Source organism: Desulfocicer vacuolatum DSM 3385 (assembly GCF_900176365.1).
GTDB lineage: Bacteria > Desulfobacterota > Desulfobacteria > Desulfobacterales > Desulfobacteraceae > Desulfocicer > Desulfocicer vacuolatum.
Genome location: NZ_FWXY01000012.1, coordinates 1 through 14038 on the forward strand (window position 1 = coordinate 1; position 14038 = coordinate 14038).

The following is a 14038-nucleotide window of genomic DNA, read 5'->3' on the forward strand; positions in this document are numbered from 1 at the left end:
GCCTCTTTTGTTTTGATCGGATATACCATAAAATCACCTCAATGCCCCAGAGTTTAAATTTTCAATTGAGGCGACTTCTATCCTGACACAGGGGGATAATTAAAACAGAAAAAAAACCAACCACCATAACCGGAAAAATTTGCACAGCATGATTAACAAGCTGATATCCTGCCGCATCAGCCCCGGAAATATTAAACACCATCATGGCAAACATCCCACCGGCCTCCCACACCCCCCAATAACCGGGCACAGAAGGAATGGCAATAAAAAAAGAAATAACAACCATCACAAAGGCCAGCTCCACAATGCCAAGGGAAATTCCTGGCACGGCCTTGGCCACCACCCAGAAAGAACCCAACTGGACCAGCCATATGCCAAAAGACAATCCCATGACAGAAATAAAGGCCCTGGATGATTTTACGGCCTCAATTCCTGTGACAAAATGACGAATAAACAAGGTCAGAGGGTTGAACAAAAATAGTTCTAACATATCAGCTATTTTTTCAGGAAGGACGCAAACATATTTTAATGCACCGGCAATGAACATCTCAGGTATTTTTCTTGTACGTTTAAATGCCAGCAATAAAACCCCGCCCAGCAATACAAAAAAAAGTTTAATCATCCACCATGCAAGGCTGATCAATAAAGCAGCGTTAAGTTCATATTCACCAAAGCTATAGGATAAGCTCCTGGAAATGGGAATCCATGAAAGAAGTAAGGCAAAAAAAACAAGTAAGGTAAACAGGTCAAACAATCGTTCAAGAAGCACAGAAGATAAGGCACCGGCAAAAGAATGGGATGACCTCTGTGAAATGAGCACAGGACGTGTAACCTCACCAGCTCTTCCCGGTAAAACACAGTTTAACATAAATCCCGTCATCAAAACATGAAAACAGGTAGAGAATTTAACACCATGGGACAACAATATTTTCCAGCGTAAACTTCGTAAAACGCAGCTGAAAAGCACGATCAAGACAGCCCAGAATATATAATGGTAATTGACATGAGTGATTGTTGTTTTTAATTCAACCAGCGGAATATTCTTAAATGCCATTTGAAAGAAAAAAAAAGAAACAAGCAACCCGATGAAAAAAGAAATCGCTTTTTTAAATAAAGTATCAGACCTCAATTAAATGTGCCTAAAATCATTGATGAACCCCTGCTCCCATCAATCCTTCCCATCAGCATCCACCTGCTTACCAATCCGATATCGAATGGACCGCAAATTCATACCCAGCAATTCAGCAGCCCGGCTCTTATTACCCCCGGCAACCTCCATCGCCTTTCTTAAATAGGCCCCTTCAATGGCAAACAAAATTTCATCCAGATTCACCCCCTTGTCCACCTCCTCCAGATCAAACCGCCGCTCCTTAATGCCTTCTATCCACCGCCGCCGTTTATGGGTGGAAATGGTCAAACTTTCAGGCAAAATAATATTGGTGGAAGAGAGGGCCACACTGCGCTCAATTAAATTCTCAAGTTCCCGCACATTACCGGGAAAGGTATATTGATTCAAAAAATCAAGGGCATAGGAGGATATTCTGGAAATAACCTTGTTCATTTTTTTTGAATATTTTTCAATAAAATGATTGGCCAGAAGATTAATATCCCCGGCCCGGTCCCGCAAGGGGGGCACCTTAATGGGGATCACATTAAGCCGGAAAAAAAGATCTTCTCTGAAATTACCGTCAATCACCTCATTTTCCAGCTTTTTGTTGGTGGCGGAAATAATACGCACATCCACAGGAATTTCCGTGGTTCCCCCCACAGGCTTCACAGAGGTTTCCTGGACCACCCGCAACAACTTTACTTGGAGCATGGGAGTAAGCTCCCCGATTTCATCCAGAAAGATTGTTCCCTCATGGGCCGCTTCAAACAATCCTTTTTTATCGGACAATGCTCCGGTGAATGATCCCCGCATATGACCAAAAAATTCACTTTCAATAAGGGTCTCAGGAATACCGGCACAATTGACCACCACAAAGGGATGCTCTTTTCTGTCACTCAAATCATGGATGGCCCGGGCAATGAGTTCCTTTCCCGTGCCGCTTTCCCCGGAAATCAACACATTGGTTTTGGTGTCGGCAATCTGTCGGATTAAATCATAGATGCGCACCATGCCGGAGCTGTCCCCAATGATTTTTCCAAAATGAACAACACCTTTTTCTTTGGGAGATGCCTTTCCCCCAAGACATTCAGGACGTTTAAAGGCAAGCCCCTTTTCAATGGCAGCTTTGAGTTCTTTATTGTTAAACGGCTTGGGAACAAAATCAAAGGCCCCTTCATTCATGGCCTCCACTGCCACCTCGGTGGTGGAAAAGGCAGAAATCATGATCACCACAGTATCAGGATCTTTCTGTTTGGCCGCCCTTAAAATATCAAGCCCTGTGAGGTCCCCCAACCGGATATCACATAAAATCAGATCAAAACTTTTTTTCTTAATGATTTTAAGGGCCTGTTTTCCGTTATTGGCAAGGGAAACCCCGTACCCCTCCTGGCTGAGCATCACATCCAGAAGCTCTCGCATGCTCAATTCATCATCCACCACCAATATATTTGCGGAACAAGTGTTCATAAGTTTTTCAAATGGGGTCTGACCCCGCTAAGGGCTTATTATTAATAAAAGTTTGATTCAAAAAGCTTCGATTTTATCTCTTAAAATCCACTTTTGAGGATAAAAAACAGTATTTTAAGGATAATTACGGTTTAAAGCTCTTTTTCAAAGACCACCCTGCCCTGCACCAGTGTCATCCACGCCTCACCCTTGACATTAAAGCCCACAAAGGGCGTATTCACCCCCTTTGAAAAAAAGGTGTCCGGATCAATGGTGTGGTAGGCTTCCGGGTCAATAAGAGTTATATCCGCAGGGTTTCCGGGTTTCAGATCATTATCAATACCCAGTATAGCCGCCGGATTTTTGGACATTTTTTCAATTAACCGGGAAAGGGAAAGTTTCTCCTCCTGCACCAGTTCAAGGGACAGGGCAAGGGAGGTTTCAAGTCCCACAATACCAAAGGCGGCCCGGTCAAACTCCACCTCTTTTTCCAGGGGAGAATGGGGGGCATGATCCGTGGCAATGATATCCAGGGTACCGTCCACCAATCCTTCAATGATGGCCTGGCGGTCTTTTTCCGTTCTAAGGGGCGGATTCATCTTGGCATGGGTGTCATACTGGGCCACGGCCTCGTCGGTGAGGGTAAAATAGTGGGGCGCGGTTTCTGCTGTCACCTTCACCCCCCGGGCTTTGCCGTGGCGGATGGCATCCACAGATTCCTCACAGCTCACATGGGCAATGTGAACCCTGGCACCGGTGAGTTCAGCCAGGGCAATCTCCCGCATGACCATGGTGCTTTCCGCGGCATTGGGTATGCCTTTAATGCCCAGCCGGGTGGCGGTGATGCCTTCATTCATGGAACCTTCCCGGGCCAGGGACAGATCTTCGGAATGGGAAATCACAGGCAGGCCCAATCCATTGGCATATTCCATGGCCCGGCGCATCACCCTGGCATCGGCCACAGGTCGTCCGTCATCGGAAATGGCCACCATGCCCTTTTGTTTCATATCCCCATATTCGGCCAAGGTATCTCCTTCAAGGCCCCGGGTGATGGCACCCACGGGCAAAATGCGGCACAGACCAAGATCCCTGGCTTTATTCACAATGTAAGCTGTGACCTGGCTGTTATCATTCACAGGAGATGTATTGGGCATGGGACAGATGGTGGTAAAGCCTCCCCGCACGGCTGCCCTGGCACCGGTTTCAATGGTTTCCTTGTATTCATGGCCCGGTTCCCGCAGATGCACATGCAGATCAATGAGTCCGGGCACGGCAATCATGCCCGTGGCATCAATTTCCTTTATTTCATCTGTGTCCGTGGCATCAAGTTCTTTGTCAGGCTCAACCAATGCATCAATGAGCCCGTCCCGGATGATAATATCTTTATAATCGCCGTCCACATTACCCGGATCGACAATTTTTGCACCTTTAATCCTTGTCAGCATATTTCTTTCCCCCTGCCACCAGATAAAATACAGCCATGCGAAGGGCCACCCCGTTGGTGACCTGTTCCAAAATCACCGATCGTTCACCATCTGCCACAATATTGGCAATTTCCACACCTCTGTTCATGGGACCCGGATGCATGACAATGGCATCCATGCGGGCCCGGGCCAGTCGCTCCCGGGTAAGGCCGAATAAAGAAGCATATTCCCTTTCCGAAGGAAATAAAATATTTTCCTGGCGTTCCTTCTGGATGCGCAACATCATCACCACATCGGCATCTTCCACACAGGACTCAATGTCCGGTGCCACATGGCATCCAAGGGTTTCAATTCCCTTGGGAATCATGGTACCCGGGGCTGTGACATTCACTGTGGCCCCCATCTTGGTAAAACCGTTGATGTTGGACCGGGCCACCCGGCTGTGGGCAATGTCTCCGATGATGGCAATTTTAAGCCCTTCAATTTTTCCTTTTTTCTCCCGCACGGTCATCATGTCCAGCAACGACTGGGTGGGATGGGCATGGAGTCCGTCACCGGCATTGACCACAGAAGGAGCAAGCTTCCTGGCAATGAGCTGGGCCGCCCCGGATGAGGAGTGGCGCATGACAATGATGTCCGGACTCATGGATTCCAGGTTTTTTACTGTATCAATGAGGGTTTCTCCCTTTACAATGCTGCTGGAACCGGTGGAGATGGAAATAACATCGGCGCTGAGACGCTTGGCTGCAATGTCAAAGGAGAGTTTGGTGCGGGTGCTGGGTTCCTGGAAAAAAAGGACAATGGTTTTACCCCGCAGGGTGGGCACCTTTTTGACCGGGCGTTTATTAATCTCCTTCATACCCTCTGCCGTGTCCAAAATCATGGTGATGTCCTGGGGGGAAAGGGAGGAGATGTCCAGAAGATCTTTATGTTCAAATCGCATGCTATAATTGTTCCTATGTAACGATCCGTTGGATTATAATCTCAATTTTCGGGCTTCATTTCAAAGCCGGCATTTTTAAATGTACCGATGGGTTCAGTGTGCCCACGGGGTCAGGCTTTTGTTATTGATGTTATCGACCAAGGCCTTTGCCAGCGAAAAAAGCCTCGATAATGTCAATAACGAAAGCCTGACCCCACCACGAAATGCGAACACCGAAAGTTGAGTTATAATATTATTTATTTTAAAAAATGGCCCAGACGATTCCACCGGACACCAAATTCATCACTGTTCCAGGACCAGTAGATGATAAAGGCTTTTCCCTTCACTGCCTTGAGATCCACAAAGCCCCAGAATCGGCTGTCATGGCTGTTGTCCCGGTTGTCCCCCATGACAAAGAGTGAATTTTCCGGCACTGTTATTTTGGGCAGGTTATCCCGGGTGCTGAATTTGGGGGGAATCACATGGGGGTCTTTATAAATGGCAAAGGCGTGATGGTCCTGGAGCTGATCATTGACATACAGTTTTTTATTTTTAATTTCAACGGTATCTCCGCCAACTCCCACCACCCGCTTGATAAAATCCTTGTCCGGGTCTTCGGGATATTTAAACACCACAATATCCCCTCGCTTGGGATCTTTCAGGGGAATCAGGGTGTACCCGTCGGTGAAGGGGACCTTTATCCCATAGATGAACTTGCTCACCAGAATATGATCCCCGATGAGCAGGGTGTTTTTCATGGACCCCGAAGGAATTTTAAAGGCCTGCACCACAAAGGTCCGGATAAAAAGCGCCAGAACAATGGCAATGAGTATGGCTTCTACATTTTCCCGCAGGGCCCCTTTGTTTTTTTTATCCGCCCTGGTCAGTGGTGCACTGCTATGATTTTTCAATGGGATACACCCCTTTTAACTTAAAAAATGTGCTGGGGTTCTCCCAGGAGAAAGCTGCCGTTTTTAATGGATTCCTTGAGCAGCATGGCAATTTTACGGGCCTTAATCATACTGGACAGGGGAACCGTGGGGATCTCCTGGCCCTGGATCATGATGGTACCGCTTTTTAACTCTGCGTAACTGATCTGCCCATAACTTTTGGAAATGGCCTGGGGATAGTCATGTCCATAATCCACCACCTGGGTGAAAAGATCTTCATCTGCCACGGCAGTGAATTTTGCCATCTCTTCATTTAAAATGGGGATGGGAATACCAAGCCCCATGGAAAGAGACACACCGTATCCTCGGATGCTCTGGGCCACCAGCCATTCCGGTGACATCTCCTTTAGATTTCCCATGACAAAAAGGGTACCGGCCGGGGTCAAAGGCACACCGTTGAGGCCCCGCTGCACATCTGACTTATGCTGGGTACCGCTCCAGGACACATATCCTTGGGTTCCTCCAAGAAAAATCCTGGTACCGATGCCGATGGTCTTAAGATATGGGTCATTGAACAAAGGGCTCAACTGTCCGGCAGAGCAGTAGTTGGCATTGGCCATGTTCGGCTTCAAAGTTCCCATGTAGGTATATTTTGTCTTATCCGTGCGATTGATGGCACAATTATAATTTTGATATCCGTTTCTGGGATTGCACATGATGGCCTGGGGCATGTCTGCCAGGGTCATGGTCTTTTCAATTTTTCGATTGGGGTAGCAGTCTGTGCCATAGCTTTCCGCACGCACCTCAACTTTTTTACCCGACACCAGATCCTGGAGTACATGGGCACCGCCATAGTTAAATTCTCCGGGATGGATTTTATTTAAGGGATCATTAATGCTCACCTCAGTGGCTCCCAGAAAAGAGTCCACAGCTGCCACGCCGGAATAGGCAGGCACGTCATTAAACCAGGTTTTTGTGGTTCGCACCGAAGGGGTGGATTGACCGATGTTTAAAAATGCACCCGAGGAGCACATGGGAGCAAAGGTTCCCGTGGTCACCACATCCACCTGGGCCGCAGCCTCCACAGGCCCGTTCTCTTTGACAATACCGATGATCTCTTCTGCAGTCACCACAACGGCCTTGCCCGACTTTATTTTTTCATTAATTTCAGCATAGGTCTTATTGACCTTGAATTCTCCCATCTATACACCTGATCCTTGTTAATTTTTTTTTAAGAAAAACTCGGCAAAGCCAAGAGTTTGTAAGCTTTGTTGCGTGCAGACAAAGGTCTGAATACCATCGGCCCGTGGCGGTTATAATTGAGATTTTACATCGTCTATTTTATTGAAAATATTATTTTTTAACCATGAGATATCCCACCACTCCACGGGATTGACAAAAATATTATGCACAGCCACACCAAAATGAAGATGATCCCCTCCGGCAAGCCCGGTGGCGCCGGTGCGCCCGATGACATCTCCTTTGTTGACACGATCTCCCTTTTTCACTCCCATGGATGAAAGATGGGAGTAAATGGTGGCCACCCCCAGTCCATGGTCAATCATCACGATATTGCCAAAAATCCCCACATTGTCTGTGGACATTACAACACCGGCATTGGCAGCAGGAACCGGAGCCCGGGACACCGATGCCAGGTCTATGCCCATGTGATATTGTTTGTCAATGGTTTTGCCATTATACTTATAAGTTCTGTGATCTGCAAAGCTGGCGCGGTTGGCAGCCCCGGAAAGTCGTAAAAATTTTCCTTTCCATAAAAGGTCATGCTCAGAATCTTTCAACGGTGTCAGCACGGTTTCAATATTTTCTTTTCTCAGGGTCTGATTAATGTAAATAAACTTTTCAAGATCAGGGTTGGCTGTTTTTATAAAATCTGCTTCTTTTTCTCTGAGATCAAACTCCGGCATTTTCCGGGAAAGAAATTTTTCTGAGATATTAAGGGTATCCTTTTTAAACCGTTTTTCCCTGATATAATGGTAAAAACCTCTCTTGGCAATATTTCCGGCGGCATCAACGGCCTGGACAAACATGTCCGTTCCCGGGCCCTGGAGATGGCCCAGTGCAAAAAACACCGTGTACACATCAGGATCTTTAAACACACCGGAATAGCCGGGGAAATAATTATCTCCCACCCGGACCCCACTCTCAATACCGGGCTCAAAAAGACGATACACGGCAAGACCGGTTCCGCCTTTGGAAACATTGTGCACTTTGGTCAACACCTCAATGCGGGGGGGCTTTGTATCAATAATGACATTTTGTTCCTCAAAAGCCCTGTTTCCACGTTTCCAGCCGTTCCAGGAATGGTCCCAGGCCTCCACTGTTATGACGGCATTTCCATCCACCATACCGTATTTCCAGGACTCCACCGGCACGGTGAAGGTTTCTGTGTGTTCACCGGCGGCCATCAAAAGGGATTTATACCCCATAAAGGGATATTTTTTATCCAGAAGCACCTTTTTTTTGTCCCCCTGGGCAATGATGATTTTCACCTGTTTAAGTCCAGTGCCCCGATCGGTGATGGTGGCAGATATTTCATAGGACCGCTTTAAATAGGGGGAAGGCAAGGCCATGGATATATCTGGATCTTTTTGCTCAAATTCATTGAAAAGCAGCCAGCCACCGGGCAAAACCACAAAGAGAACAAATATAAAAAAAAGGAATTTCCTCATTAATAGAGCCTATTTTTTCAGTAAGTTAGCATTAAAACAAAAAAACTTGAATAAAATAGCAGCTCTGGCACAAGTTATCAAGGTCTTTTCCATTGTTGACTTTTCCCACCCGGAAATATAGATTTTAAAAAGTTAAACTCCACTTGATAATGATTTTTTATATTGTCATACATCCAGGCAATATGCCTGATCCACCACTTTAATTCTCCGAACATCATGGTGACACCCCCAATGAATCATTTTTTGCAAAATTTAAGTTTCCCCAAAAAACATTCTTTTTTTCTCATTGCCGGCCCCTGTGTCATTGAAGATTATGACACCACCTGCCAGGTGGCCCAAAGCCTGGCAGAAATCACCCACAGACTTAAAATCCCCTTTATTTTCAAGGCATCCTTTGACAAGGCCAATAGAACCGCCTTTGATGCGTTCCGGGGTCCCGGCATGGATGAAGGACTTGAAATTCTCAACAAAATCAAACAAAAATTCAACCTGAAGGTGATCTCAGATATTCACCTTCCTGACCAGGCACAAAAAGCGGCTGAAATTCTTGATTTTATACAAATTCCAGCCTTTTTGTGCCGTCAGACAGACCTCATTTTGGCCGCTGCCCGCACAGGCAGACCGGTGAACATTAAAAAAGGACAGTTTCTTGCTCCCTGGGACTGCAAAAATATCATAGAGAAAGCCAAATCCGCCGGATGCCGACAGGTGAGCATCACCGAACGGGGCACAAGTTTTGGGTACAATAACCTGGTGGTGGATTTCCGGGGCATTGAGATCATCCAGGCCATGGAGGTCCCTGTGATTTTTGATGCCACCCACAGTGTCCAGCTGCCCGGTGGCAAGGGAACAGCATCCGCCGGAGAGAGAAAATTTGCCCCCACCCTGGCCCGGGCAGCCATGGCCGCCGGGGCTGACGGCCTGTTCATTGAAACCCATCCCAATCCAGACAAAGCCTTGTGTGACGGCCCCAATTCCATCCCCCTCCAGGAGATGGAAGCGCTTTTGACATCCCTTATTAAAATCAAGGCGGCCCTGTGATGATGCCCACCGATAAAATGGCAGACATTCAACTGCTGCTGCTGGATGTGGATGGGGTATTGACCGACGGCAGTGTTATTTACGCAGACACAGGCGCTGAAATTAAAACCTTTAATGTCAGGGATGGATTGGGCCTGCGCCTTTTAATGAAGGCAGGGGTTCAGGTGGGTATCATCACCGGCAGACAGTCCAGGGCCCTTGACATGCGCTGCCGGGACCTGGGCATTGATCTTGTTTTCCAGGGAGTTAAAGACAAACTAAGGGTATTTAATACCATCCTTGCCAAGACAAAGATTTCAGCCGGACTCACCGCCTTCATGGGGGATGATCTGCCAGACCTTTCTGTTTATAATGCTGTGGGGCTTTTTCTCACGGTCAGCGATGCGCCCTTTGACCTCCTGTCCCGGGCCCATGGCATCACCACCGCCGGGGGGGGGCATGGCGCTGTGCGGGAGGTGTGTGAAGAAATCCTCAAGGCAAAGGGATTATGGGAAAAAACCGTGCAGGGATTTTTGACATGACATCGGGGCTCAAGGGAAGAAACAGACTTCTTTTTATCCTGGCCATTGCCATGGGCTGTGTGGTGGCGGCTCTTTTCTCCATCTATTTTGTCAACCGCATCACATCGAAAGAGCCCGTGGCAAAAAATATAACCATTGACTCCAAGACCTTGGTTGCCCTTGGTGCCATGCGCCAGACATCCACCCGAAACGGCATTAAAGAGTGGACCCTGGATGCCGAGTCTGCCCGCATCTTAAAAGAAAAAAACCTGGCAGTACTGGAGGACGTTTCTGTCTTTTTTTTCCTCACCAACGGTGAAAAAATTCACCTGACATCCAGATCCGGAACCATTGATACAAAGCAGCATGACATAAGCCTGTCCGACACGGTGGTGGTGCGGCACCTTGACCAGATTCTGGAAACTGACCGGTTGCAATATGAAAAGAAAAGACATATAATATATTCAATAACTCCGGTAACCATAACAACTCCCCGGGCAAAGCTCACAGCAGACCGATTAACCATGGATCTGAATGAAAATGTGGTGCAGCTTAAGGGTAATTTTGAAGGATTTTTTTAATGGGAGATGGCCAGACGGACGAGTGGTCCCACCCCGCACGCACACAGGGGAAAAATTTAAAAATATATCCCCGAAGCGAAAAACAATCCCATAAAAAGGCATGATTTGAAAAAAATATTTTTAACAACACTGGCTTTGACCTGGCTTTTGCCCAGCCTCATCTTTCCAGCCCGGATCACGGCAGCTGAAAAAACAGACCGGGTTCCCACAGAAAAAGTACACATCACCTCAGACACCATGACCTTTGATGATAAAAAATCCCAGGTGGCGTTCTCCGGTAATGTGGTGGCCACAAGGCTGGATGCCACCATACATGCAGATCACATCAAAGTAATGCTCTATTCCCAGGCAGAAAAAAAAAACCAAAGCACAAAAAAAGACGATCGACAACCCGATGACAATGTTAAAGAGCTTATTGCCTGGGGGAATGTCAAGGTAAACCAGAAAGATGCCACAGCAACGGCAGACAAAGCCGTATACAACACCGTCCAGAAAACCATCGTACTCACAGGGAAAGCCCCCACTGTGCTGTCAGGGGAAAATTATGTCACAGGAAAAAAAATAACCCTGTTCCAAGACTCCCGGCGGGTGGTGGTGGAGGGAGGCCCTGCCCGGCGGGTGGAGGCCTTTTTTGATTCCAGTGCACCCACACCGGAAACAAATTAATCATGCCGGAATTAACACTCCAACATCTGATAAAAATTTACAACGGCAGAACCGTTGTAAAAGACGTAAATATCTGTGTAAAACATGGAGAAGTAACAGGTTTGCTCGGTCCCAACGGTGCCGGAAAAACCACCACCTTTTATATGGCCGTGGGTTTGATAAAACCAGATGAAGGCAAGGTTTTCCTTGACCGGGAGGAAATTACAGACTATCCAATGTATATGAGAGCAAGAAACGGCATTGGTTATCTTCCCCAGGAAGCATCCATTTTCAGGAAACTCACCGTTCGGCAAAATATCAGTGCTGTGCTGGAGGTGTTACCGGATCCGCCCGCAGATATTGCAGGCAAAACCGATGCCCTCATGAAAGAACTGGGTATTTTCAACCTTGCCCGTCAAAAAGCAAGTGTCCTTTCCGGCGGAGAACGAAGAAGACTTGAAATTGCCAGGGTCCTTTCCACGGATCCCCTTTTTATATTGTTAGATGAACCCTTTGCAGGTATTGATCCCCTTGCTGTGGCAGATATCCAGAAGATCATTGTTCAGCTGACAAAAAAAGGTATCGGCGTATTAATTTCTGATCACAATGTGCGGGAGACACTGTGTGTGTGCAATACCGCATACATCATGAACGAGGGAACTGTGATAGAATCGGGCACTCCCGAAAAAATCACATCAAGCAAGTTGGCACGTAAAATCTATCTGGGAGATGACTTTAAACTCTGATATGGTACTTGGACTTCAACAAAATTTAACTTTGACCCAACAGTTGGTGATGACCCCCCAGTTGCAGCAGGCCATCAAACTGCTCCAGCTGTCCCGCCTGGAACTTGCCGGAATGATACAACAGGAAATGGAAGAAAATCCTGCCCTGGAAGAAGCAGTGGAGGATACTCCGGAAGAAAACCGGCAGGTGGAAAAAGAGGACCCTGCCCCAGCCACGGAAGAGGCGGTTAAAGAGGTTACCATAGATGAAAAGGTCCGGGACGACATTGACTGGGAAAGTTATATCAATGAGTATAACTCCACCGGTCGGGTTCACACGGAAAGAGATCATCAGGAGGCCCCCAACTACGAAGCATTCACCAGCCAGAAAACCACACTGGAAGCACACCTGCAGTGGCAGTTGCTCATGAACAGCCCCTCTGAAACAGAGGAACAGATTGGCAGTTTGATCATCGGCAATCTCAATATTGACGGTTATCTCAGGGCATCCATTGAAGAAATTGCCGAATCCGGAAAATTTGAACCGGACGTTGTGGAAACGGTTCTTGCAACCATGCAGACCTTTGATCCCCCCGGTGTGTGTGCAAGGGATCTTAAAGAGGCTTTACTCATCCAGGTCAAACGGCTGGGCATTGACAATCCCATCCTTGAAAGAATCATCTCAGAGCACATTAAAAACCTTGAAAATAAAAATTATAAAAAAATAGCAAGTTCCCTGAACATCTCCATTGAAAATGTAATTGCCTGCGTCAATGTAATTAAATATCTGGAGCCCAAACCTGGTCGTAAATTCTCCTCGGAGGAACCCCACTATATTCTGCCGGACATTTATGTGTACAAGGATGAAGATGATTATAAGGTTGTCATGAATGACGACGGCCTTCCCAAGCTTAAGATCAACCGTTATTATAAGGAATCCATCTCCAACGGTACGGAAATACCCAAGGATGCCAAGGCATATCTCCATGAAAAAATGCAAGCTGCCTCCTGGTTGATCAAAAGCATTCACCAGCGACAAAAAACCATCTATGCAGTGATGGAAAGCATCATCAAGTTTCAACGGGATTTCTTTGACCACGGCGTTGCCCACTTAAAGCCCATGATACTCAAAGACGTTGCAGAAGACATTGAAATGCACGAATCCACCATCAGCCGGGTGACCACCAATAAATATGCTTACACCCCCCAGGGAATGTTTGAACTGAAATATTTTTTCAACAGCTCCATTAAACGCACCAATGGCGATGCCATGGCCTCGGAAAGTGTCAAGGAAAAGATCAAAGACCTTGTGGCCAAAGAGGACCCAAAGCGTCCCTTGAGTGATAAAAAACTGGCAGCATTACTGAAAGAGGACAATATAACCATTGCCAGAAGAACCGTGGCAAAGTACAGGGAGATGCTCTACATTCTCCCTTCCAGCAAACGAAAACAATTTTAGGGAGGTAACACTATGAACACAGCCGTAACTTTCAAACGAATTGATCCTTCCGATGCGTTAAAGTCCTATGTTCAGAAAAAAATGGATCGCCTTGACAAAATGCTGGAAAACCCTGCAGAGGCAAGTGTGGTTCTTTCCGTGGAAAAAATCAGACATATTGCTGAAATCACCCTGATTTGTGACAAAATGAAACTTCATGCCAGGGAATCATCCGAAAACATGTACTCTTCCATTGACCTACTTGTGGATAAACTAAAGGCACAAATCAAAAAGAACAAAGAAAAAAGTCGACGTCACATGTCCGGCAATAAACAAAGCATCAAAGATGAAGACCTTGCCTTTGTGAGCCCGGCCATACCGGATCCCCAAAGCCCCGGCCCCGCACCGGAGGGTACCCCGGGTCCCGAAGTGGTGCTGGAATCCATCAATGTAAAACCCATGGATGTGGATGATGCTGTGACCCAGCTCACGGCAGGGGATGATGATTTCTTTGTTTTCAGCAATGCCCGGACAGAGCGCGTCAATGTCCTTTATCGACGCAATGATGGCAACCTGGGTCTTATACAGCCCCACAACTAACATTTTATATACTTCAGGTGTAACCCTA

14 protein-coding genes are annotated in these 14038 nt (G+C 46.9%); 7 read left to right on the forward strand and 7 right to left on the reverse strand.

Translation table 11 applies throughout. The annotated features are described in order from the left end of the window. Positions 1–61: 61 nt before the first annotated feature. The 7 genes from B9A32_RS11630 to B9A32_RS11660 form a co-directional block, all read right to left on the reverse strand. On the reverse strand, positions 62–1129 hold the full coding sequence (locus tag B9A32_RS11630; protein ID WP_084069614.1) for a lysylphosphatidylglycerol synthase transmembrane domain-containing protein: 1068 nt from the start codon (positions 1127–1129) through the stop codon (positions 62–64). A 39-nt stretch (positions 1130–1168) separates the two neighbouring features. Further along, on the reverse strand, positions 1169–2575 hold the full coding sequence (locus B9A32_RS11635) for a sigma-54-dependent transcriptional regulator (protein WP_084069616.1): 1407 nt from the start codon (positions 2573–2575) through the stop codon (positions 1169–1171). Positions 2576–2706: 131 nt separating this feature from the next. After that, positions 2707–3999, reverse strand: coding sequence for a dihydroorotase (locus tag B9A32_RS11640; protein ID WP_084069617.1), 1293 nt, complete (start codon positions 3997–3999; stop codon positions 2707–2709). Beyond that, positions 3983–4921 (reverse strand): aspartate carbamoyltransferase catalytic subunit, encoded by a 939-nt coding sequence (locus B9A32_RS11645; RefSeq protein WP_084069619.1) that lies wholly within the window; start codon positions 4919–4921, stop codon positions 3983–3985. The genes B9A32_RS11640 and B9A32_RS11645 overlap by 17 nt, the downstream gene beginning before the upstream one ends. A gap of 236 nt (positions 4922–5157) precedes the next feature. Next, on the reverse strand, positions 5158–5811 hold the full coding sequence (gene lepB / locus B9A32_RS11650; RefSeq protein WP_232367139.1) for a signal peptidase I: 654 nt from the start codon (positions 5809–5811) through the stop codon (positions 5158–5160). 20 nt (positions 5812–5831) lie between these two features. After that, positions 5832–6992, reverse strand: a complete 1161-nt coding sequence (locus B9A32_RS11655; protein WP_084069623.1) for a homocysteine biosynthesis protein — start codon at positions 6990–6992, stop codon at positions 5832–5834. A 111-nt stretch (positions 6993–7103) separates the two neighbouring features. Beyond that, on the reverse strand, positions 7104–8480 hold the full coding sequence (locus tag B9A32_RS11660; RefSeq protein ID WP_084069624.1) for a M23 family metallopeptidase: 1377 nt from the start codon (positions 8478–8480) through the stop codon (positions 7104–7106). Between the two features lie 231 nt (positions 8481–8711). Here B9A32_RS11660 and kdsA point away from each other — a divergent pair, with 231 nt between their 5' ends. The 7 genes from kdsA to hpf all read left to right on the forward strand — a co-directional run bounded on the left by kdsA (position 8712) and on the right by hpf (position 14010). After that, positions 8712–9521: a 3-deoxy-8-phosphooctulonate synthase gene (gene kdsA / locus B9A32_RS11665; RefSeq protein WP_084069625.1), complete on the forward strand. Its 810-nt coding sequence runs from the start codon at positions 8712–8714 to the stop codon at positions 9519–9521. Continuing rightward, positions 9521–10042, forward strand: a complete 522-nt coding sequence (locus tag B9A32_RS11670; RefSeq protein ID WP_332308511.1) for a KdsC family phosphatase — start codon at positions 9521–9523, stop codon at positions 10040–10042. The genes kdsA and B9A32_RS11670 overlap by 1 nt, the downstream gene beginning before the upstream one ends. Continuing rightward, a complete protein-coding gene (gene lptC, locus B9A32_RS11675; RefSeq protein WP_084069626.1) occupies positions 10009–10602 on the forward strand; it encodes an LPS export ABC transporter periplasmic protein LptC in 594 nt (197 codons plus the stop codon). Before B9A32_RS11670 ends, lptC begins: the two co-directional genes overlap by 34 nt. A 105-nt stretch (positions 10603–10707) precedes the next feature. Then, positions 10708–11268 carry an LptA/OstA family protein gene (locus B9A32_RS11680; RefSeq protein ID WP_084069627.1) on the forward strand — a complete coding sequence of 187 codons (561 nt, stop codon included), beginning with the start codon at positions 10708–10710 and terminating at the stop codon, positions 11266–11268. A gap of 2 nt (positions 11269–11270) precedes the next feature. Next, a complete protein-coding gene (lptB, locus tag B9A32_RS11685; RefSeq protein WP_084069628.1) occupies positions 11271–11993 on the forward strand; it encodes an LPS export ABC transporter ATP-binding protein in 723 nt (240 codons plus the stop codon). Position 11994: 1 nt separating this feature from the next. Then, positions 11995–13431, forward strand: a complete 1437-nt coding sequence (rpoN, locus tag B9A32_RS11690) for an RNA polymerase factor sigma-54 (RefSeq protein WP_084069629.1) — start codon at positions 11995–11997, stop codon at positions 13429–13431. 12 nt (positions 13432–13443) lie between these two features. Then, on the forward strand, positions 13444–14010 hold the full coding sequence (gene hpf, locus B9A32_RS11695) for a ribosome hibernation-promoting factor, HPF/YfiA family (RefSeq protein WP_084069630.1): 567 nt from the start codon (positions 13444–13446) through the stop codon (positions 14008–14010). Positions 14011–14038: the final 28 nt, after the last annotated feature.

Excerpts from the sequence above, each read along its gene's own strand:
- B9A32_RS11635 (WP_084069616.1), bottom strand. The coding sequence starts at position 2,575 with ATGAACACTTGTTCCGCAAATATATTGGTGGTGGATGATGAATTGAGC.
- B9A32_RS11645 (WP_084069619.1), bottom strand. The coding sequence starts at position 4,921 with ATGCGATTTGAACATAAAGATCTTCTGGACATCTCCTCCCTTTCCCCC.
- B9A32_RS11655 (WP_084069623.1), bottom strand. The coding sequence starts at position 6,992 with ATGGGAGAATTCAAGGTCAATAAGACCTATGCTGAAATTAATGAAAAA.
- lptB (WP_084069628.1), top strand. The coding sequence starts at position 11,271 with ATGCCGGAATTAACACTCCAACATCTGATAAAAATTTACAACGGCAGA.
- lptC (WP_084069626.1), top strand. The coding sequence starts at position 10,009 with ATGGGAAAAAACCGTGCAGGGATTTTTGACATGACATCGGGGCTCAAG.
- rpoN (WP_084069629.1), top strand. The coding sequence starts at position 11,995 with ATGGTACTTGGACTTCAACAAAATTTAACTTTGACCCAACAGTTGGTG.
- B9A32_RS11640 (WP_084069617.1), bottom strand. The coding sequence starts at position 3,999 with ATGCTGACAAGGATTAAAGGTGCAAAAATTGTCGATCCGGGTAATGTG.
- B9A32_RS11670 (WP_332308511.1), top strand. The coding sequence starts at position 9,521 with ATGATGCCCACCGATAAAATGGCAGACATTCAACTGCTGCTGCTGGAT.
- hpf (WP_084069630.1), top strand. The coding sequence starts at position 13,444 with ATGAACACAGCCGTAACTTTCAAACGAATTGATCCTTCCGATGCGTTA.
- B9A32_RS11660 (WP_084069624.1), bottom strand. The coding sequence starts at position 8,480 with ATGAGGAAATTCCTTTTTTTTATATTTGTTCTCTTTGTGGTTTTGCCC.
- kdsA (WP_084069625.1), top strand. The coding sequence starts at position 8,712 with ATGAATCATTTTTTGCAAAATTTAAGTTTCCCCAAAAAACATTCTTTT.